This is a genomic window from Litchfieldella qijiaojingensis, from assembly GCF_014651875.1.
GTDB lineage: Bacteria > Pseudomonadota > Gammaproteobacteria > Pseudomonadales > Halomonadaceae > Litchfieldella > Litchfieldella qijiaojingensis.
The window spans coordinates 24,046-45,823 of sequence record NZ_BMXS01000014.1 but is presented as its reverse complement, the minus strand read 5'-3'; the positions used below and the strand labels follow the sequence as shown (position 1 = coordinate 45,823).

The following is a 21,778-nucleotide window of genomic DNA, read 5'->3' as shown; positions in this document are numbered from 1 at the left end:
GCGCCTGACGTTCCGTCGATGGAACACTAAACTGTCGGTAAACGAGGGTATTTCGTCCGCGAGGTGAGACTCATGACGAAACGGACGTCATTGGTCGCAGTGCCAGTGGACGGCTCTCCTTCGGCCATTGCCGCTGCGCGTCACGCGAGCCATCTGGTCACTTGGCTCGAGGTCCCGTTGCAACTGCTGTACGTGAAACCACTCAATCCGGCGGAACTCAGCGACATTCCCGCCAACCGCCTTCACGAAGTGGATCATGACCACGGCGTGTTGCAAAGGGCCGCTGACGAGGCATTTGCCAAGGCCCGCGAGGTTCTCGCTCCCTCTTTTAACGAAACCATTCAGGAAATCACCCTCCACGAGGAGAGCTTCGTCAAGGATCCATCGCGGGTGATCGTCGACTACGCCAGCCAGCACCCCGGATGCATGATCGTGATGGGTTCTCGAGGCGTGGGCGAACTAGGCCGGTTCATGCTCGGCAGCGTGAGCAATGCTGTGGTCCACAAGTACCGTGGCGCAGTGACCATTGTGCATGACAACGACATGACCTACCGGGGCGCTCACTTGGAGTGGATTTTGCTGCCGGTCGACGGATCTCCGCACAGCGACGCCGCCGCTGAACTGGCCGCCGAGCTATCGCTTGCCACCCAGGCACCGGTGGACCTGATGTTCTGCCATGCAGCCAACCCGGCCAGCAGCCTCGCCAAATCGCAGCTCGACAACGAACGCCAGGAATCTCGATACGTCTTCAGCCGGGCCAGAAAGCATCTTGGCAAACTGAATGCTGCCATCGTCGAGCACCATATCGTCACCGGTCATCCTGCGGAGGGCATCATCACCCACGTGCGTCAGCAGACAGGGTCCGTGGTGCTGATCATGGGACATCGCGGGATGAGTCAGTGGCAGGACCATCTACTCGGCAGCGTCAGCCACCGCGTGATCGATGCCGTGCCTTGTCCTGTCACGGTGGTGACCTGAACACAGCCTCAGGCAAGACCAACGACATGCCCCTGATCGTCGAGTCCCATGCGCATGGCCGCAGGCTGTCGCGGCAATCCCGGCATGGTCATGATGTCGCCGCAGACCGCAACCACGAAGCCAGCACCCGCCGACAGGCGGACCTCGCGTACATCCAGTCGATGTCCTTCGGGGGCCCCCCGGGCTTGGGGATCACAGGAAAAGCTGTACTGGGTCTTGGCGATGCACACCGGCAAATCACCATATCCCATCTCCTCGAAGTCCTGGAGGCGACGAGCAGCAGCAGGATGCAGCGCGATATCGGCGGCACCGTAGAGTTCGGTCGCCAGCGTACGAATCTTGTCGATCAACGGCAGCATGTCAGGATACAGACATCTGACATGTGGCGCCCCGCCCGCTTCCAGTCGCTCGCTCAACGCCTTCGCCAGTTCCATGGCCCCAGCCCCACCGTGTGCCCAGTGCGACGTCTCCACCGCCTGGATACCGAGCTCGGCACACATCGACTGCAGCAGGTCGATCTCTTCCCGTGAATCCGAATCGAAGGTATTGATGGCCACGATCGGCGACAGGCCGAAGCGCTGCAGATTGTCCACATGACGGCGGAGATTGCCGAACCCTTGGCGCATGGCCTCCGGGTTTGGCATGCCCCAACTCGTCTTGTCGGCACCGCCATGGAATCGCAAGGCCCTCAGGGTACAGACCAGCACCGCGGCATCGGGGGACAAGCCCGATTGCCGACACTTGATGTCGATGAACTTCTCGGCCCCCAAGTCCGCTCCGAAACCGGCCTCGGTAACGACGACATCGCTCAGTGCCAGCGCCGCTCGGGTCGCCATCACCGAACTACAGCCATGAGCGATATTGCCGAACGGCCCACCATGGATGAAGGCCGGATTATGTTCCAGACTCTGCACCAGGTTGGGTTGCAGGGCATCCTTGAGAAGCACCGCCATGGCCCCGGCAGCCCCCAGGTCATGAGCGGTGACTGGTGAACCGTCGCGGCTGTAAGCGACGATGATCCGCCCCAAGCGGTTCTCCAGGTCCCCGAGATCCCGGGCCAGGCACAGGATCGCCATGATCTCCGAGGCCACGGTGATGTCGAAGCCATCCTCGCGCGGCAAGCCATTCGCAGCGCCGCCAAGGCCGATGGTAATGTGACGCAAGGCACGGTCGTTGATATCGATCGCCCGTTTCCAGACGATCTGATGGGGATCGATATCCAGCGCATTGCCCCAGTGGAGATGATTGTCGAGCAACGCGGCTAGGAGATTGTGCGCCGATGTGACCGCATGGAAGTCACCGTTGAAATGCAGATTGATGTCTTCCATGGGCACGACCTGTGCACGCCCACCGCCCGTTGCCCCGCCTTTCATGCCGAAGCATGGCCCCAGGGAAGGCTCTCGCAGGCAGGTCGTGGTTCGCATTCCCAGGCGATTGAAGGCATCTCCGAGCCCCACGCTAGTGGTGGTCTTGCCCTCTCCGGCCGGTGTGGGACTGATGGCCGTGACCAGCACCAGCTTGCCCTGAGGCCGATCGGCCAGCGTCGCCAGATAATCGAGTGATAGCTTTGCCTTGTAATGCCCGAAAGGAATCAATGCATGGTGGGGGATGCCAAGACGTTCCTCGGCCAAGGACATGATCGGCCGCATTGCGACGGCACGAGCGATCTCGATATCCGGAGAGCCGGGCCTCAGAGCCTCGACGAGTGGCGTGAGAGAGGTATTCATGATCCACCATCCACGGCGCTACGGTGTAACGGAATCGGCGATTCGTGCAGTAGATGGTTTCAGGATGCGTCGCCCTCTCTCGACCGGCATGCTTTTAGACGACGCTGGACATTCCAAAACCGGCATCCAGCCATCGGTTCAAGAAGCGTTGCATGCTTCATGGGCCGCCTTGAGCCGATAAAACTCCTCGACAATGGCCTCCATGGCGACAGGATCGTAGTCTCGCAGGCCACTGACCACCAGCTTCTTGGACCCGCTGCCGATGACCTCACCCCGAGATGTCAGACGAAACTCCAAAAGCACATCGCCCCTCTTGCCGGTCACCGTCAAGGAAGAGTCCGCCAGTTCGAGCCCGGGGTCGGGAGCATCCAGCCGATCCAACGCAAAACCCATGCTGTCGTAAATCACCAGTGGACGCTGGGGATTGAACATCACCCCCTGCTGTTCCATCAGCGGCTTCAGGTAATGCGGGAAATTCTTGCCGGAGAAGGCCACGTAACGTCGGGTAAAAGCTTCCACCACCGCCATGTCCTGGGTGCCCTCCCCTTCTCGTTCGACCTCGAGATAGACTTTGCCGGTGGTATCCACTACCTGGATGCCGTCATTGTCACACTCGCGAAAGTCGAGCGGCACATCGGCCCCCACCATGCTCAAAAAACGGAAGCTCATACGCTGCGACAGCCCGAAACGGGCTAGAACCAAGGCAAACAGCAAGTCGCCGGGCACACAGAAGCGCCGTGCATGAGGATTGTGAATCGGGTTGTAGTCACCAGCGATTCCTTTGGCAAAGTGGCTAGCCTGCTCCGCGGAGATACGGACCCGCCCTTCAGTAATCGAATGGAATTCATCGAGAAACATGCGTTGTCTGCCTGCGCATCAAGGTAGGGACGATCGTGGCTGTTGTCTGCCTTGTCATATTCAAGAGTAGATGATGCCACACAATGACCGGCAACCACCGCCGGAGATTATCCAATCAGCGACACCGATTACGACGCGGGGATCATATCAGGTATACCTAAGTGTCAATACGGTGCCATGGAGGTCCATGCTATTATCTCGCACCTCACCATCACCCTCGCGAAATCGGATAGACGCAATCATGGCTCTAAGGATCTCTCGCCGGCTTTTCCCCCTCTTCATCCTGCTTCCTCTCGCCCTTCTGCTCAGCTCTACCGCTCATGCCGCTACCGGGCCACTCGACCTGACCGGCTCCACGGTCGGCGTGGTCGCTCTGGTCCTTTTCGTATTCGCCTACCTGCTGGTGATGGGCGAGGAAAAGCTGAAGATGCGCAAATCCAAGCCGGTTCTGGTGGCGGCCGGCATCATCTGGGGTCTGATCGGCTGGGTCTACGTCGGCGCCGGTATGCCCGACACCGCCGAGCATGCCTTTCGCGAGACGCTACTCGAATTCACGGAGCTGATGCTGTTCCTGCTGGTGGCGATGACCTACATCAACGCCATGGACGAGCGACGGATCTTCGACGCCCTGCGTGCTTGGATGACCGAGCGCGGCTTCAGCTACCGTACCCTGTTCTGGCTCACCGGCAGCCTGGCCTTCGTGATTTCACCGGTAGCCGACAACCTGACCACGGCGTTGCTGATGTGTGCGGTGGTGACCAAGGTCGCCGAGGGCGATCACCGCTTCATCAACCTGTGCTGCGTGAACATCGTGGTCGCCGCCAACGCCGGCGGCGCCTTCAGCCCCTTCGGCGACATCACCACCCTGATGGTGTGGCAGGCCGGCCTGGTCAAGTTCTATGAGTTCTTCGATCTGCTGCTCCCCTCGCTGGTCAACTACCTGGTGCCGGCGGTGGCCATGAGCTTCTTCGTCCCGAATCGCCACCCCAAGCCCCATCAGGAACACGTGGAGCTCAAGCGTGGCGCGCGGCGCATCATCCTGTTGTTCCTGCTCACCGTGGCCAGTGCCGTGGCCTGCCACACCCTGCTGCACCTGCCGCCGGTACTGGGCATGATGACCGGCCTTGGCTACCTGCAGTTCTTCGGCTACTACCTGCGCCGTACCTTACCCCGTTCTCTGGAGCGCAAGCGCAATATCGCGGTACGCCGCGGTGACCGGCAGGCCCTGGAGCGCCTGGGCAGCGTGGTGCCCTTCGATGTCTTCAATCGTATCGCTCGTGCCGAGTGGGACACCCTGCTGTTCTTCTACGGCGTGGTGATGTGCGTGGGGGGGCTGGGTTTCATGGGCTACCTGGCGATGCTCTCGGAAGTACTGTATACGCAATGGAATGCCACCTGGGCGAATGTTTTCCTCGGCTTGATGTCGGCGGTGATCGACAACATCCCGGTAATGTTCGCGGTTCTGACCATGGAGCCCGAGATGTCACATGGCCACTGGCTGCTGATCACGCTGACCGCCGGTGTCGGCGGCAGCCTGCTGTCGGTGGGCTCCGCCGCGGGCGTGGCGGTGATGGGTCAGGCACGCGGCTCCTATACCTTCATGGGACATCTCAAGTGGTCGCCGATCATCCTGTTGGGCTATGTCGCCAGCATCCTGACTCATCTGTGGTTGAATGCCGAAAGCTTCAAGGTTTTCGGCTGATGCCGGGACCCAGCAAGTGGCCAGCCACAGCCCGGGCACCCAATCGATTACCAACTCCAGCGCCGACAGATCCGGCCCTGGGTGCAAACGATCGGGCCAGCGCAGCAGCATGATCGCCAGCACATTGCGATGCTCACCCCGATCGAGTTCGGTGCCACCGCTGGGCGAGGGAATCATGCGGGCCCGCGGATCGTAGGCTCGCGCCAGGGATGCCTTGATCCGTTCGATGGCCGGGTGATCATGCAGCCCGGCCAGCAGAAAACTGATGCCGACTTCGGTATAGATATCCTCGGTGGTCCGTTCGAGGATTTGTGGCAGGTTGTCCTCGAACTCTTTCAAAACCCAGGCAAACTCCCGAGCATCCACCGGTTGCTGATAATAACGGCTGGCGGCGATCACGAAGTGGGTCATGCCATAGACCTTGTTGCGATACTCCTCCTGCGACAGCATGGCATCACGCTCGGGAGGATATTGCGCACGGAAGGCCGCGATCACCTCGTCACGCAGGTCCTCGATACCGAGCTGATGCAGGTAATGGACGATGTTCGCTACCTGCGCGGCATAGATCGCCATCACATCCGGATCGGTAAGAAAGGTAGCGAAATCCACCGACGCCAGATAATTCAGCGCCCGCTCGCGATCGACCAACCGGTCATCATCCAGCAAACGATAGTAGTCGAGTTGCGCCAGCCTAAACAGCAGATTGCGAGCGAAGGCGATTTCGCCCCATTCACCAAGCATCCGTTTGCGAGCACGCTGCTTGGCGGTACGCGTGGGGTAGTCGGCGACCATTTCCCGACTGCGTAACGCCGCATAGCCCGGTTGTGCTAGCCCTTCGATGTCCTTGCAGATGCCGGGAACCAGATACTTGGCATAGCCTCGATTGAGTGGCAGGTATTTGTCATCTCCGGTGATGCGATAGAGCCGCTGTGCATAATGGCGCTGCTTGTTCAGGGGTAGCGAGAACAGCTCGGCCTCGTAACGTGCCTGAATGTCATCGGCGATCTCCTGCTGGGATAGCGGCGTCGATGCGCAAGCTGCCAGCCAAAGGAGAATCACTAGTACGAAACTATCCCGGATCCACCGTGGATACATCGAATCACAATGCTGTCCTCGCATGAACGTCTCCTTACGCTAAGGGCTTGTTAAGCCAGGGTAGTATAGGTTCCGTTTCACCCACGGCATTCATGGTGCCGCGAAATGCCAATGTCGGCGTTTGTCGTCGCGACGTGCACAAGGGTTGAAGACCTATGCCCGTACGGGTTGCAGGCCTTGAGTAATATGCGATGGTTAATACACTCGACGGTGTAGAATTCATACCCTGCGGCACCAACACGGTGAGTCGATGAGATGACATCTCATGGCAGACTGAGTGATCATCACTGCTGCGAGGGCCCTCGCCAGATGATGCTCCCTTGCCTGGAAGAGGATCAGCGTGACAGCTAGAGGCCATCCATGGACAGTCTTCGCCATACTCGTATCGGTATGGCTGGTCACGCTGCCCCGCCTTGCCGGTGCCAGCGAGTCGGACCTGTTGCTGGTGGTCCATCCCAGTGTCCAGACGCCATCGATCTCGCGTGATACTGCCAGAGCGATTTTCGCCATGCGCCAACGTACCTGGCCGAATGGCCAAGCCATTCATGTCGTGGTGCTGCCCAATCGATACCCCATGCACGAACGATTTACCAAGGAACTGTTGGGCGTCTACCCACACCAGCTCCAGCTTTCCTGGGACCGCTTGGTGTTCTCCGGTACTGGCCAGGCGCCGGAGCAGGTAGAGACACCCGATGACATGCTGGAACGCATTGCGACGACACCGGGAGCGGTGGGATACATTGAACGAGGTTACCTAGATGAGCGTGTCCATGTCTTGCCCATGGAATAGGGCCAGCACGAGCCTGCTGACGTTGTTGTTGATGGTTGGCCCGATGTATCCCGCCAGCGCGAACGACTCGTTGGATACGCTGGATACGTTGCAGGTGCACGGCTTTCTCAGCCAGGCGCTGGTCATTACCGACGAGAACAATTTCTTCGGCCCCAGCAGCCAGGATGGTGGCAGCCTTCAATTCACGGAGATCGGGGCCAATGTCTCGCTCCGTCCTCACCGAAATGTCCTGCTGGCCGCTCAGGTGCTCAGCCGGCGAGCCGGCGGAGAACTAAGCGACATGCGCCCCAAGCTGGACCATGGCGTGGTCGACTACCAGGCATTTGCGGATTCGACAACGCGTCTGGGGACTCAGATCGGCAGGTTCAAGAATCCCTTCGGCTTCTACAACCAGACCCGCGACATTGCCTTCACTCGTCCCAGCATCCTGCTTCCGCAATCGATCTATTTCGATCGCACCCGGTCGTTGGGGTTGGCTGCCGATGGCATGGCGATCTATGGCGAAAAACGCCTCCCGGTAGGGACCTTTCGAGCCCAAATCGGCGCCGGCAAGCCTCAGGTCGGGGACGATGTTGCCAGGGCCTTGATGCTGGACTCCCGCCCCGGCGAACTGGACAGCGATACCTCCTTCATCGGCCAACTGCTCTACGAGCATGGAGGTGGACGCTTCACCGCTGCATTGAGCGCGGCCGATGTCAATGCCACTTTCCAGTCTCATCAGGCGGCCTGGGATGGAGGAAAGCTGCGCTTTCAACCCTGGATTCTGTCGCTGCAATATGACGAGGAGCGCTGGAGTCTGACCGCGGAATATGCTCTGCGGCATATCTCGCTGAGCGATTTCGCCCTGCCGGGCGTCAACTTCGACACCACCGGTGAAAGCTGGTACCTGCAATACACGCGACGCTTTCACCGCGATTGGCAATGGCTGCTGCGCTACGATGTACTGGTCAACGACCGCGACGACCGTTCCGGTCGTCGCTTCGAAGCGTCCGGGGCAGGGCCGGCACATTCCCGCTTCGCCAGGGATCTGACGCTGGGACTGCGATGGTATGTTCATCCACGCCTGCTCCTCGCGACAGAGTATCACTATGTCGAGGGCACGGGCTGGCTACCCAGCCAGGACAATCCCGATTCGGACACGCAGAAATACTGGAACATGCTACTGTTCCAGGCTTCCTGGCGTTTCTAGATACTACGAACGCTTGGGGCCAAGCCATGATGACCTTGCTAACGAGACACCCCATACTCAGCCTGAAATGGCGAGCCTTCGCCGTCACCAGCTTGCTACTGCTGGGGCTCGCCTCGTTGCTGACGTTTCTTAGCCACCACAACTTGACACGACAGTTCGACATCAGCCGAACGCTGAACTACGAACGCCATCTCAGGGAGATCCAGCACGCCCTGCAGGATTCATCAGAGAATCTTCGCCTACTGGCGGGTGTCGTGGCATCCTCGGCCGATCTCAGTGAAGCGCTCACCTCCCGCAACGGAAAAGAGATCGCAACCGCTCTCGACACCCAATGGCCAACGTTGCAACTGGATGCCGGACTCGACGACGTCATCGTCTACAATGCCACCGACCAGGCATACACCACTTGGGGCGATAACCTGAACGACGCTCGACCACTGCTCGACGAGTGGGTCGAGACCGTGATGCAGAGTGAAATGCCACTACACGCCATGCGCTGTACCCAAACTTGCCACCAGTATGCAGCAGTGCCCATGCTCATCGAAGGAGAAAGTCTTGGCGTTGTCGTCATCTCGCGATCCCTCGCCGATGTCATACGAGACGTCCAGCATATTACCGGCACCGATCTGGCATTGTTCATATCCGGGAATGCCTCGAGGGCCGATATCGGCCCCGAGCGCCAGATCGCTGGTTGGGGTGGCTGGCTGGAGGCTATCACCCAAGTACGACAAAGCCTACCCGTCATCCAGGAAGCATCGGAAACGCTGTCGTTATCCAGTCTGGAACAAACTCCCCAGCAGATAACGTATCAAGACCAGTACTACGAAATGGCGGCCATCGATATAGAGCAGAATGACAGCCAGGCTCGACAAGCCTTTTTCCTGCTCATGACCGATATCACCGACCAGATTCAAGCCATTGCCCAGGACACGCGCACTATCCTGATGTATACCTTGGCTGGTTGGCTGGCCGCCGAGCTGTTACTGCTGGCCATTCTCTGGGGCCCCATGGCGAGACTACGCCGCCTGGCACAGGTACTTCCTGCATTGGCCAGCGGCAAATACGGCTTGGTACGCCACACCATCATTCCAGCGACAGGGCGCCTGAAAGACGAGATAGATATTCTCGATGACACGACACTAGGACTTACCAATCAGCTCCAGTCGCTTCATGAGGAGGTCGAGACCCGACAACAAGAACTGGCGACGCACCTTCAAGAATTGCAACGCGAGCGCGACTTCATCGGCAGCCTGCTGGACACTGCACAGGTCTTCATCCTGACGCAGGACGCCAGTGGTCGCATCACCATGTTCAACCGCTACACGGAATCGGTCATGGGCAAGTCGTCAAGGTCGCTACTGGGACAACGATTCGACGACATCTTCATCAAGCATGCCTCGCAAGGCTCTCTGTCACATAACGCATCGTCCCATGATGAGAGAGTGCTCCGTGTCAGCAGCGAGGAACAGCGCACCACTATCTGGTATCACACCCCCTTGCCCAACAACGATGCGCAATCCTCCGCATTCATCTCGGTAGGTCTCGACATCACCGAGCGCAAACAAGCAGAGGGACGTCTCGCCTGGCTGGCGCATCGTGACCCCTTGACCAACCTGTACAACCGGCGCTTTTTCGAGGACTCCGTAAGAGCCTCCCTGAATGCCAACGGGCATGGCGCTATCCTGTTCCTGGACCTGGATCAGTTCCGCGATGTCAACGAGCTCAGCGGTCATCACATGGGGGACCAGTTATTGCGCCTTGTCGGCGATGCACTGCACTCGGCATTCCAGGATCAGTCCATCGTCACACGCTTGGGGGGCGATGAATTTGCCTTGCTGCTGGAAGGATCTTCCGAAGCCCAAGCCATTGAAGTGGCCGATCGTATCGAGTCTCTCCTGAAAGGCATCACTCTGTCAGTCGGTAACCGCCGTCATCGTGCCATCGCCAGTATCGGCATCGCCATGTATCCCCAACATGGCGAAACGCCGGCCAAGGTGATGGCCAGTGCCGATTTCGCGATGTACCAAGCCAAGAGCAAGAACAGCCAGCGTTGGCACCTGCTATCGATCACGGCTAGCCGGAAAGAAGAGCTGAAGCAACGCGTCTACTGGGTGGAGCGACTGCGGGACGCACTCGACAATGACGGCTTCGTGCTCATGGCCCAATCCATCATGTGCCTGGCCGATAATAGCGTCAGTCACTATGAGGTCCTGGTCCGGCTCCGTGATGAAGACGGTCAACTCGTCACCCCGGGCCACTTCATTCCCGTGGCCGAGCGAAGTGGCCAGATCGTTGCACTGGACCGATGGGTATTGAAAAACAGCTTGATGGCCTTGAAACAACTGCAAGAAAGGGGCATCCATCTTGCCGTCAACTTGAGCGGCCCTTCGCTGCATGACGAAAACCTGAAAGGATTTCTCGAACAGGAGCTTGCCACCAGCGGCGCCAGAGCAGACCATCTGATTCTCGAAGTGACCGAGACCGCTGCCGTGACGGATTTCGCCATAGCGCAGCGGATACTGGAAACCCTGCGTGGACTCGGCTGTCAGGTGGCACTGGATGATTTCGGTGCGGGCTTCAGCAGTTTCCACTATCTGGCCCAGCTTCCTGCCGACTTCATCAAGATCGACGGTTCCTTCATTCGCAAGCTTCTCGACAGCCCGGAAGACCAGATGATCGTCAAGGCGATTGCCGAAATCGCCACTGGCTTCGGGAAGAAAAGCATTGCCGAGTTCGTCGAGCAGGAGGAAATCCTTGCTATGCTTCATCAATTTGGTATCGCCTATGCTCAGGGATACCACTTGGGACCTCCCATCCCGATATCAGAGCTTCTCTCCGCTTCATGAGGTTCAGGACGAATCAAGCCCTATGAACACAAGAACAATGGCTAGCCATATCCTTCGTTTACCTCTATCACTGGGTGACTTGAAGAATCACGACAAGGGAACTGTTTTGAATCTCTTCAGCCGATTTTCCCAACACTTCCGCTTCCGCCTGGCGCTATCCGAGGAAGAGAGAACCCTGGCTTTCAAGGTTCGCTACGACGTTTTTCTGCGCGAGCTCAATTATCGAGCACTTTTGGAAGAGCCCATCGAGCATCAAGAAATCGATGCCTACGACAAGAAATCGTTTCTTTGCTTGGTCGAGCATCGTCGCACTCGATTAATCGCCGGCTGTATGCGTGTGGTCATACCCCACGAAGAAGCTGTCTATCCCCTGAACGTATTACCCTTGGAATATCATTGCGGAAACAGTCTCACCCACCCGAGCCTTCACCCGAAGAAGCTACCAAGAAAGCAGATCTGTGAAGTGTCACGACTGGCAGTACCCAGTCATTTCCGGCGACGACTGGAGAAGGACGACACTCCACCTGAAGAGTGGGAAGGCATTGACTTTACAGAAGAAGAAATCAAAATCTTTCCCATCATAGGCGTCAGTCTGTTCCTCACCGCCACGGCACTGATCGGGATCCTCGACCGTCCCCATGTGTTTGCCATGATGGAGCCTCGCTTTGCGAGGTTGCTGGCGCTCTCTGGCTTGCGCTTCCAGCAAGTCGGTACGTTGATGGACTACCAGGGGCCACGCGCCGCCTACTACATCGATCAGCGCCAGGCACGTCGGGACATGTCATCTCAACTGAGAGACCTATATCACCACATTGAAAGCGAGTTGGCTGCTCAATACCGGCGGAACCAACCTTCCTGAAGCTATCCAGTGTTTCCCTCAGGTCAGATAGTAAAGACGGCGAGCCCGGTCCAGATGATCCCGCATCTCACTAATCGCCAGTGCCTCGTCATGCGCCCTGATGGCGGCGAGAATCCGCTCATGCTCCTCCAGGGTGACATGCTCATTGCCCTTCCAATGCAATAGGGAGGCATGGAAGTTCGCCAGCCAGTCAAGCATCGCTTGGCTCACCGCGGCAAAAATCGGGTTTCCGGTGATGTCCGCAATCGCGGCATGAAACGCCATATCGGCCTTGATGAATGCTCCCGCATCGCGGTTCAACTCGGCCCTCTGCTTTTCCAGCAACGCCTCCAGCCGGGCGATGTCCGCATCACTAGCAACCCTGGCGGCGCGCGCCACCATTCCCACTTCGAAGAAGGCGCGTGCCTCCTTCAGGTGTTCCAGCGACTGTGGTGAGCTGGAAAGCATGTGCATGGCGGTCAGCTCGATCTGCGACAGCATGCCCGACGCAGTGGGCATGATCACTTTGGGACGTTGCCCATGCTGTATCGACACCAGACCAAGCCGTTCCAGTGCCTGCGTTGCCTCGCGGATAGCCGGGCGCCCGACGCCGAAAAGCTCCATCAACTCACGCTCGGAAGGCAAACTCTCACCGGGCGCGTATTCACCATTGAGCAGCTTGGCATAGAGCCGATCGAAGACTTCGTCGGCCAGCTTGCGGCGGGGAATTTTCAGGGCGTCACTCATCACATGGCCTGCATCGAGAAGCATAGGGCAGGTCGCAGCATACCCACTTGGCGCTGATCGACGCCGTCACTGCGACCAAAGTCGCGTTTTATGGTCTAGTCATTATGTCATCATACCAGTTGCATGGCAATTCGTGCCGTGTCCAGTTCATGCTTCCAGGTGGAGATAACCAATGACCACAATCGCGTTGATCGGTGCCGGCGGCAAGATGGGCTATCGCCTGTCTCGCAACCTCAAGGATTCGGACTTTTCGGTGAGCCACGTCGAAGTCAGCGAACAAGGGCGAGTCCGTCTCAGGGAAGAGCTAGGGATCGAGTGCGTCGATGCCGAACATGCCGTGCCCGACGCCGATGTCGTCATTCTGGCGGTGCCGGACACCCTGGTCGGGAAAATCTCCCACCAGCTCTCGCCGATGATGGAATCCGGCACCATGGTCATCACCCTGGACGCCGCGGCGCCCTTCGCCGGTCACCTGCCCGGGCGCGACGACCTGATCTATTTCGTCACCCATCCCTGCCACCCGCCGATCTTCAACGACGAGACCGAACTGGAAGCCAAGAAGGACTATTTCGGCGGCTACAAGGCCACCCAGCATATCGTCAGCGCCCTGATGCAGGGGCCGGAAGAGAGTTTCGCACTTGGTGAGCGCATTGCGCGCACCATCTACGCCCCGGTGGGCCGTTCCCACCGGGTCAGCGTCGACGAGATGGCACTGCTCGAGCCGGGGCTTTCCGAGACAGTGTGCGCCACCCTGCTGTCGGTGATGCGCGAAGCCATGGACGAGGTCGTAAGACGTGGCGTGTCGCATGAGTGTGCCCGCGACTTCCTGCTCGGCCACATGAACATCCTCTCGGCGGTGATCTTCGACGAGCAGCCCGGCGCGTTCTCCGATGCCTGCAACAAGGCGATCGAGAATGGCAAGCCGATGCTGATGCGTGACGACTGGAAGCGCGTCTTCGAGCGTGACGAGATCGCCGACAGCATCCGCCGCATCACCTGAAGGTGCACCATGAACGAGCGTATCTACGCCACCTACTTCATCGAGACGCCTTATCCCGTCGAGCGGGCCGCCGAGGTGATGGCCGGTGAGCAATCTTCGGGTACCTTCACCCGTCTGACCAATGAAACCGACGAACTGCGTACCAACCACGGTGCCATCGTCGAGCGCATCGAGCCACTGGAGTGTGTCGATGGCCCCTCGCTGCCTGTGCGCCCCAGGGAAGGGGGCGGCGACGCACCACGCTACCATCGTGCCAACGTCACCCTCTCCTGGCCGATCGCCAACCTCGGCCCGTCGCTACCCAACCTGATGTCGACCATCGCCGGCAACCTCTTCGAGCTCAAGGAGTTCTCGGCGCTCAAGCTACTCGACCTGACGCTGCCAACGAGCTTCGCCGAGGCGTATCCGGGGCCCCAGTTCGCCATTGAAGGTACCCGGCAATTGACCGGCATTCCCAACCGTCCATTGATCGGTACCATCATCAAGCCCAGTGTCGGTCTCTCGCCGAGGCAGACCGCCGAGGTGGTCGAACAACTGGTCGAGGGCGGCATCGATTTCATCAAGGATGACGAGTTGCAGGCCAACGGGCCGCACAACCCGCTCAAGGCGCGGGTCGACGCGGTCATGCCAGTCATCGATGCCCATGCCGAACGCACCGGGCGCAAGGTGATGTATGCCTTCAACATCACCGGCGACATCGACGAAATGCGCGATCACCACGACTACGTGGCCAATGCCGGTGGCACCTGCGTGATGGTCGCCGTCAACAGCGTCGGGCTTTCCGGCGTGACGCACTTACGTCGTCACTGCCGGTTGGCTATCCATGGTCATCGTGCCGGCTGGGGACTGTACAGTCGCTCGCCGTACATCGGCATGAGCTTCATTGCCTATCAGAAACTGTGGCGCTTGGCTGGCGTTGACCACATCCATGTCAACGGCCTGCGCAACAAGTTCAGCGAACCCGACGACAGCGTGATCGCCAGCGCCCGAGGCTGCCTGACGCCGATGTTCGAGCCGCCAGCGCCGGGTTGTGAGGTGATGCCGGTATTCTCCTCGGGCCAGACCGCCCTACAGGCCGTCGATACCTACCGGGCCATTGGCAGCACCGACCTGATCTTCTGCGCCGGCGGCGGCATCATGGCCCATCCCGGCGGTATCGCAAGCGGCGTAAAAAGCTTACGCCAGGCTTGGGACGCGGCCGTTCAAGGCGTGACGCTGGAGGATTACGCCGCCGAGCATCTCGAACTCGCTCAAGCGCTGGAGGCGTTTCGCTGACGGCCAGGCCGGCTCGCCGCTATGCATGGCACACAGCGACAACCCAGCCTTCGATGGGCTCGAAATCGCCTTCAAGGGCGGACAGATCGGTACGGATGCCTATTTCGCCAATATCCGACACGCTAATCATGTTCCAGAATCTTGATCAGTTCAGGTACCAGCCGCTCGCTATGTCCCTGTTCGTTGATCTCGCGATAGAGCGCCTCGATGGACTCGGCCACGCGATGCGAGGCGCCAACGTCTCGGGCCATGGCATTGTAATAGCCGACGTCCTTGAGGGTATTGGCAAGGCTGAAGCGAAAACCCGACGGGTCCTCGGCGACGATGAACGGTCGCAGGCGTTCGAGCACCACTCCGCCACCACCGCCACTACCCAGCACTTCGAGAAAGACATCGTCGGCAATACCCGCCTTGCGAGCCGCCGCGGTCGCTTCCGATAGCACGGCGGTGAAGCCCAGCGATACGTAATTGTGCAGCAACTTCAGCTTGTGCCCGGAGCCCACCGGACCGCCATGGGTAATGTGTTCGGAGAAGCTCTCCAGCAGCGGGCGGATATCGCGAAACAGCTCATCGCTGGCGCCGACGATAAGGTTCAACCGCCCTTCGGCGGCCTCCTTGGGGGTGCGTGTCATCGCCGCATCCATGAAGCGCCCGCCAGCAGCGGCGACCTTCTCGGCGATGGTTTCGGTCGAACTGGGAATTGCCGTGGAGCAATCGACGACGATGGTACCGGGCAGCAACCCTTCGAGCACACCATCAGGCTCGAACAGTACGCTCTCCACCTGGGGCGTACCGGTCACGCACAGGATCACTACGTCGGTTGCCTCGGCGACTTCGCGGCCAGTCTGTTTGCGTACCGCCCCGACACCCAGCAGGTCGTCGACGGGCTGGTTGCCCGGGTGATCGAGAAAGCACAGTTCATGGCCGGCACGTAGCAGGCTCGAAGCGATGCCATGCCCCATCAACCCGACCCCGATCATGCCAACCTTCGTGGGATGACTCATTGATGTCCTCCTTAATGACGGATCCGTATTCAGCGCACTGCGAGTTCCTCGGCAATCGCGCGTCCCAATGTTTCGGTGGTGCCGGTACCTTTCAGATCCGGCGTGATCACGGTTGTGTCACTGCGTTCCAGCACCGCTTCGATAGCGTTGACGATTGCTGCACCGGCTTCAACCTCGCCCAGATGCTCGAGCATCATCGCCCCGCACCAGATCTGGCCGATGGGATTGGCGATGCCTTTGCCTGCGATGTCCGGGGCACTGCCGTGCACCGGCTCGAACAGGCTGGGATATTCGCGCGTGGGGTTGATGTTACCCGACGGCGCAATGCCGATGGTGCCGGTACACGCCGGTCCCAGATCGGAGAGGATGTCGCCGAACAGGTTGCTGGCCACCACCACATCGAACCAGTCGGGATGCAGTACGAAGTTCGCGGTGAGGATATCGATGTGGTACTGATCGACCTCGATGTCGGGGAAGTTGGCCTTCATCGCCTTGACCCGTTCGTTCCAGTAAGGCATCGATATCGACAGACCATTGGACTTGGTCGCCGACGTCAGCTTCTTTCTGGGGCGAGATTGGGCCAGCTCGAATGCGTATTTCAACACCCGGTCGACGCCGGTCCGGGTCATGATGGTTTCCTGCAGCACCACTTCTCGCTCGGTGCCCTCAAACACCCGTCCGCCCAAGCGCGAATACTCGCCCTCGGTATTCTCGCGCACCACCAGGAAGTCGATATCGCCCGGCACTCGCCCCTTCAGCGGGCTCTCGATACCCGGCATCAGCCGGCACGGACGCAGGTTGACGTACTGGTCGAAGGCGCGCCGGAACTTGAGCAGCGAACCCCACGCCGAGACGTGATCGGGCACGGTATCGGGCCAACCCACCGCGCCGAAGAAGATGGCGTCGAATTTCGACAGGATCCGGTGCCAGTCATCCGGCAACATGTCACCATGTTCCATGTAATAGGCACAGCTGGCGAAGTCGAAATATTCGAACTCCAGCGGCAAATCGAAGCGTTTCGCCGCCGCCTCCAGTACACGAAGCCCCTCCGGCACGACTTCGAGGCCGATTCCATCACCCGGTAACACTGCAATCTTGTAGGTCATCATCTTTCTCCGATAAGCGCCTGTCACGCGCACAACCACCTCCCCTTGCAGGATATTTTTCCTGCAAGATTCAAGTCGCTCTCGAAAGTGGAAAAGTAAGCGAGCGCAGCTACTTTTTAGCCATGGTGGATGGCGATGGTTTTCAGTTGGGTGTAGCTCTTCAAGCCCTCGAAGCCTTTTTCCCGGCCATGACCGGAGCGGCCGACGCCACCGAATGGCAACTCGATGCCACCTGCCGCACCGTAGTTGTTGACGAACACCTGACCGCTGCGAATGCGCTTGGCCAAGCGCATCTGACGCCCGCCATCGTTCGTCCAGACGCCGGCGCACAGGCCGAAATCGGTCGAGTTCGCCAGGCGCACGGCGTCTTCTTCATCCTCGAAACGCTGGACCGTCAGCACAGGGCCGAACAACTCCTCGCAGGCCACATAGTGGCCCTCGGGGATGTCGACCAGCACTTGGGGCACCACGAAGTGCCCACCGGAGGGAGCGCTATCGGCGAGGCGCCCCGCCGCCGCCACACGGATGCCATCAGCCTTGGCCGCTGTCAGCCGGTCCTCGAGCTTGGTGCGCTGGCGGGCATTGATCAGCGGCCCGCAATCCGGATCGTTCTCACCGGCGTCGCAACGCAGCTCGGAGAAGCGTTGGGTGAGGCGCGACAGCACCTCGTCGTAGCAGGACGACTCGACCAGCAGCCGACTGCCCGCCGAGCAGGTCTGGCCGGCGTTCTGAATGATGCCGCGCACTACCGCCGCCAGCGCTGCGTCGAGATCGGCGTCGGCGAACACCACCTGCGGCGACTTGCCACCCAACTCCATGGTCACGGGAACGTGATTGGCGGCAGCGGACTGGGTGACCAGCGTGCCGGTGGCCGGCGAGCCGGTGAACGATAGGTGATTAATGTGCGGATGCGCCGCCAATGCCGCGCCCGCCTCATTGCCCAGGCCGGGAATGACGTTGAGCACACCGGCCGGCAGGCCACATTGCGTGGCGATACGTGCCAGGTGCAGCACACTCAGGCAAGCGTCTTCGGCAGGCTTGAGCACCACCGTGTTGCCCGCCGCCAGCGCCGCAGCGACACAGCGGCCGAAGATCTGTGCCGGATAGTTCCAGGGAATGATCTGCGCACAAACCCCAAACGGCTCGCGTTGAGTCATCACCGAGTATCCGTCCTCGAAGGGGATCGTCTCACCGTGCAGCTTGTCGGCGGCACCGGCATAGAAGCGGAAGTAACGCGCACAAACCGCGATATCACCCTTGGCCTGACTCATCGGTTTGCCGGTATCAGCACACTCCAGGGTAGAGAGTGTCTCGGCATCGGCATCGATCGCCGCAGCGAAGGCATATAGCCATTCACCACGTCTGCGTGCCGACCAGCGGCTCCAGTCGCCAAGCTGGCCATCGAATGCCTGACGTGCTGCCATAACGGCGTTCTCGACATGCTCCGCCTGGCAACGGGCGATTTCGGCCAGAGGCTCGCCCGTGGCGGGCGCCTCGACACCCAGGGTCTGGGGTGTGGTCACCCACTCGCCACCAATCAAGGCCGCACTGGGGGGTGTGACAGGTAAGCGACTCATAGGATTCTCCTCAATACAGCAAGTCGACCAGCCCCAACGAGATCCAGGGCAGGTAGGTGATCGCGATCAAGCAGGCCAGTACCACCAGCACGAAACGCAGCAGCCAGGGAATCAACTGATCGATTGACAACTTGGCCACCGCACAGGCCGCGAAAAGATTGACGCCGAGCGGCGGAGTGAACATGCCCAGCGCCAGATTGACCACGATGATCAACCCGAAATGCACCGGATCGATACCGTACTGGATGGCGATCGGCGTGAAGATCGGCGCCAGCACCAGGATGGCGGCGGATGTCTCGACGAACATGCCGATCACCAGTAGCATGACGTTGACGGCGAGCAGGAAGGTCACCGGGCTGTCGAAGACTTGAGTGACCCAAGCCGCGACCTGGGAGGGCAATCCCGAGCGGCTGATCAGGAAGCTGAACAACGCCGCCGCCGAGATGATCAGCATCACCGTGGCGGTAGAGATCACGCTCTGTTTGAGGATCGGCCAGAGATCCTTGAGGGGCAGCTCGCGATAGATCAGACCACCGACGATCAGCGCATAAACCACCGCCACCGCCGAGGCCTCGGTGGGCGTGAATACGCCGCCGTAGATGCCGCCGATGACCACTACCGGCATCAGCAGCGCCGCCCAGGCGCGTTTGAAGGCCGAGGGGAAATCGGAGCGGTCCTCGCGGTCACGCAAGCCGTAGCCGCGCACCTTGCAGAACAGGAACAGAAACAGCAGCAGCGCAGAGCCGATCAACAGGCCGGGGCCAATTCCCGCAATGAACAGACGGCCGATTGACGTGTCGGTGCTGACGCCATACAGGATCAGCGGAATCGACGGCGGAATCAGCACGCCAAGCTCCGCCGAGGAGGCCTGAATGGAAGCCGCTAGCGGTCGCGGATAATCGTGCTTGACCATCGCCGGAATCAGGATCGAGCCGATGGCGAAGGTGGTGGCCACACTTGACCCGGAGACCGCCGCGAACATCATGCAGGTCAACACACAGGTCATGGCCAGGCCACCCTGCAACCCGCCGACGATCGATTTAGCCAGTTCCACGAGGCGGTGTGATATGCCCCCTGCCGCCATCAGGTTGCCGGCCAGGATGAAGAACGGAATCGCCATCAGCGGGAAGTTATCGATGCCGACAAACATCCGCTGGGGCACCATCAACAGCGGTAGCCGCGAGAAGAACTCGATGCCGATGATCGACGCCAGCATGATCGAGATGGCGATAGGAACACCAAGGGCGAACAGAATGATCAGCGACAAGCCGATAGCAGCATTCATGAGCGAGCCCTCCTGGCGAGTTGCGCCGGGTCGGAGACAGCGGGCGATGCGGGCTTCGAGGGGGTCACGACCGATGGTTCCGCCACCGGTTGTTGCTCTTGGGTAGACGGCATATCGGCGTCGGCGATACCGACCGGCTCACGACCGGTGGCCTGGGCCAACAAACGCGCCAACACCGCCAGTAGCGAGAAGCTGGCGCCAACGGGGATGGCCGCATAGGCCCAGGAGATGGAGATCCCCAACCCCGAGAGCACCTGCGAGCGCACCCGCCAGGTCATGGCGGTACCGAAATAGATCAGCACCACAAGAGAGATGATGCAACACAGGACGATCAGGCACTCCACCAGAATCAAGCGGCGCGCCGGCACCAGCTTGTAGATGACCTCCACAGCCATCATGTAGCCACCGCGAAAGCTCGCCGCGGCACCAAGAAAAACGCACCAGATCATCGCCGAGCGTGCCATGACCTCGGACCAGGTCGAAGGCGCATCGAAAACGAAGCGNTCGAAAACGAAGCGCGTCAGCACCTGATAGAAGCCCATGGTCACCGAGAGGACCAACATCAGGACGGCGGCAATCAACGCCACGCGGGATGTGAAGCGCTCGACACGCAAAAAGAGTTCCACCATGACATTCACCTTGCGTCGACCCGCCCCGGCAAGGACACCGGAGCGGGCAGATCGGAACGATCAGCAGTCGTTGTTACGGATACGATCCAGCATTTCGCTGCCGTACTGGTCGGTGTAGCCCTTGTAGGACGGTTCGACGGCTTCCTGGAACAGTGATTTGTCGATATCCTCGACCACCGTCATGCCCTTCTCCTTAAGTTCCGCCAGCCCTTCGGTCTCGAGCCGCGAGACCTCGGCACGGGTCGCCGCGGCTCCCGCCTGAGCCGCTTCGATGAACCAGCCCTGCTCTTCCTCGCTCAATCCCTCCCAGAGTATCGGCGAGGCCAGCATGATCGCCGGCGAGTAGACATGACCGGTCAGCGACAGGTAGTCCTGCACCTCCCACAGGTTGCTGGTCAGGATGACCGGGATCGGGTTTTCCTGACCGTCGACGGTACCCTGCTGAAGGGCGGTGAAGACCTCGGGGAACGCCATGGGAGTGGGGTGCACATCCATCTCCCGGAACGCTGCCATGTGCATCTCGTTTTCCATGGTGCGAACCTTCAATCCGGCCGCATCCTCAGGCGTCTTGATTTGACGCTGACTGTTGGTCATGTGACGGAAGCCGTTCTCGGACCAGGCCAGACCGACCAGATCGTGTTCGCCGATCTTGGCCAATAGATCCTGACCGACCTCGCCGTCCAGCACACAGCGCGCCTGATCGTAGTCCTTGAACAGGAACGGCAGATCGAGCACATAGGTTTCCGGCACGAAATTGCCCAGCGGCCCTGTGGAGGTGACCACGGCATCGAGCGTGCCGATCTGCAGGCCCTCGATCATGTCACGCTCTCCACCCAAGGCACCGGAAGGGTGTTCCTCGACGGTGAATTCTCCACCACTGAGTTCCTCGAGTTTTTCCTTGAAGGCATCGACGCCGATCGAATAGTGCGAGTTGTCGGAGGTGGTGTGCCCCACCGTGATGCTCTGGGCAGCCAGAGCATTGAAGCTGACCGCTGCCAGGGCGAGAGTGGACGCGCCGGCGATGGCGGCATTCAGGGCGTTGCGAGCGAAGCGTACTGTCATTGTTGTGTACCTCTTGCGGATTGACGCTTGTGGAGGTGGCCAGCGGCGAATACCACCGGCACCGTGCTTT

General features: G+C 59.9%; 17 protein-coding genes and 1 pseudogene. 8 read left to right on the top strand and 10 right to left on the bottom strand.

What is annotated here, in order from left to right; genetic code table 11:
- The first annotated feature begins 72 nt into the window (after window positions 1-72).
- Window positions 73-978 carry a universal stress protein gene (locus tag IE093_RS13735; protein WP_189470133.1) on the top strand — a complete coding sequence of 302 codons (906 nt, stop codon included), beginning with the start codon at window positions 73-75 and terminating at the stop codon, window positions 976-978.
- An 8-nt stretch (window positions 979-986) separates the two neighbouring features.
- On the opposite strand, the gene IE093_RS13730 is transcribed toward IE093_RS13735, so the two are convergent.
- Together IE093_RS13730 and IE093_RS13725 are read right to left on the bottom strand one after the other, a co-directional pair.
- Window positions 987-2,705 carry a formate--tetrahydrofolate ligase gene (locus IE093_RS13730; protein WP_189470132.1) on the bottom strand — a complete coding sequence of 573 codons (1,719 nt, stop codon included), beginning with the start codon at window positions 2,703-2,705 and terminating at the stop codon, window positions 987-989.
- Window positions 2,706-2,843: 138 nt separating this feature from the next.
- The gene (locus IE093_RS13725) at window positions 2,844-3,563 is read right to left on the bottom strand and encodes a DUF3581 domain-containing protein (protein ID WP_189470130.1); all 720 of its coding nucleotides are present in this window, start codon (window positions 3,561-3,563) and stop codon (window positions 2,844-2,846) included.
- Window positions 3,564-3,804: 241 nt separating this feature from the next.
- Between IE093_RS13725 and nhaD the strand changes: the two genes are divergently transcribed.
- A complete protein-coding gene (nhaD, locus tag IE093_RS13720; RefSeq protein ID WP_189470128.1) occupies window positions 3,805-5,265 on the top strand; it encodes a sodium:proton antiporter NhaD in 1,461 nt (486 codons plus the stop codon).
- Window positions 5,266-5,310: 45 nt separating this feature from the next.
- Here the strand turns inward: nhaD and IE093_RS13715 are convergent.
- A pseudogene (locus IE093_RS13715) lies at window positions 5,311-6,360 on the bottom strand (DUF3541 domain-containing protein); the annotation flags it as partial.
- Window positions 6,361-6,700: 340 nt separating this feature from the next.
- On the opposite strand from IE093_RS13715, the gene IE093_RS13710 reads away from it, so the two are divergent.
- From IE093_RS13710 to IE093_RS13695, 4 genes are read left to right on the top strand one after another with little or no spacing between them, the layout of a single operon-like run.
- A complete protein-coding gene (locus IE093_RS13710) occupies window positions 6,701-7,150 on the top strand; it encodes a type 2 periplasmic-binding domain-containing protein (RefSeq protein WP_229803574.1) in 450 nt (149 codons plus the stop codon).
- Window positions 7,119-8,339 carry a hypothetical protein gene (locus IE093_RS13705; protein WP_308427205.1) on the top strand — a complete coding sequence of 407 codons (1,221 nt, stop codon included), beginning with the start codon at window positions 7,119-7,121 and terminating at the stop codon, window positions 8,337-8,339. Before IE093_RS13710 ends, IE093_RS13705 begins: the two co-directional genes overlap by 32 nt.
- 26 nt (window positions 8,340-8,365) lie before the next feature.
- The gene (locus IE093_RS13700) at window positions 8,366-11,185 is read left to right on the top strand and encodes a bifunctional diguanylate cyclase/phosphodiesterase (RefSeq protein ID WP_189470126.1); all 2,820 of its coding nucleotides are present in this window, start codon (window positions 8,366-8,368) and stop codon (window positions 11,183-11,185) included.
- 22 nt (window positions 11,186-11,207) lie between these two features.
- Window positions 11,208-12,044 (top strand): PEP-CTERM/exosortase system-associated acyltransferase, encoded by an 837-nt coding sequence (locus IE093_RS13695; RefSeq protein ID WP_189470124.1) that lies wholly within the window; start codon window positions 11,208-11,210, stop codon window positions 12,042-12,044.
- An 18-nt stretch (window positions 12,045-12,062) separates the two neighbouring features.
- Here the strand turns inward: IE093_RS13695 and nanR are convergent, their stop codons facing one another.
- Window positions 12,063-12,770, bottom strand: a complete 708-nt coding sequence (nanR, locus tag IE093_RS13690) for a transcriptional regulator NanR (RefSeq protein WP_189470122.1) — start codon at window positions 12,768-12,770, stop codon at window positions 12,063-12,065.
- Window positions 12,771-12,942: 172 nt separating this feature from the next.
- On the opposite strand from nanR, the gene IE093_RS13685 reads away from it, so the two are divergent.
- Together IE093_RS13685 and IE093_RS13680 are read left to right on the top strand one after the other, a co-directional pair.
- Window positions 12,943-13,770: a phosphogluconate dehydrogenase C-terminal domain-containing protein gene (locus tag IE093_RS13685; RefSeq protein ID WP_189470120.1), complete on the top strand. Its 828-nt coding sequence runs from the start codon at window positions 12,943-12,945 to the stop codon at window positions 13,768-13,770.
- Between the two features lie 9 nt (window positions 13,771-13,779).
- Window positions 13,780-15,045, top strand: a complete 1,266-nt coding sequence (locus IE093_RS13680; RefSeq protein WP_189470118.1) for a ribulose-bisphosphate carboxylase large subunit family protein — start codon at window positions 13,780-13,782, stop codon at window positions 15,043-15,045.
- Between the two features lie 122 nt (window positions 15,046-15,167).
- Here IE093_RS13680 and IE093_RS13675 read toward each other — a convergent pair whose 3' ends face one another.
- From IE093_RS13675 to IE093_RS13650, 6 genes are all read right to left on the bottom strand, one after another.
- A complete protein-coding gene (locus IE093_RS13675) occupies window positions 15,168-16,049 on the bottom strand; it encodes an NAD(P)-dependent oxidoreductase (protein WP_189470116.1) in 882 nt (293 codons plus the stop codon).
- Window positions 16,050-16,078: 29 nt separating this feature from the next.
- Entirely contained in the window at window positions 16,079-17,155 is a 1,077-nt protein-coding gene (locus IE093_RS13670) for a tartrate dehydrogenase (protein ID WP_189470114.1), read from the bottom strand.
- 116 nt (window positions 17,156-17,271) lie between these two features.
- Window positions 17,272-18,732, bottom strand: coding sequence for an aldehyde dehydrogenase family protein (locus IE093_RS13665; protein ID WP_189470113.1), 1,461 nt, complete (start codon window positions 18,730-18,732; stop codon window positions 17,272-17,274).
- Between the two features lie 10 nt (window positions 18,733-18,742).
- The gene (locus tag IE093_RS13660) at window positions 18,743-20,017 is read right to left on the bottom strand and encodes a TRAP transporter large permease (protein ID WP_189470111.1); all 1,275 of its coding nucleotides are present in this window, start codon (window positions 20,015-20,017) and stop codon (window positions 18,743-18,745) included.
- Window positions 20,014-20,559, bottom strand: coding sequence for a TRAP transporter small permease (locus IE093_RS13655; protein ID WP_422730983.1), 546 nt, complete (start codon window positions 20,557-20,559; stop codon window positions 20,014-20,016). Before IE093_RS13655 ends, IE093_RS13660 begins: the two co-directional genes overlap by 4 nt.
- 147 nt (window positions 20,560-20,706) lie before the next feature.
- Window positions 20,707-21,708, bottom strand: coding sequence for a TRAP transporter substrate-binding protein (locus tag IE093_RS13650; protein ID WP_189470108.1), 1,002 nt, complete (start codon window positions 21,706-21,708; stop codon window positions 20,707-20,709).
- Window positions 21,709-21,778: the final 70 nt, after the last annotated feature.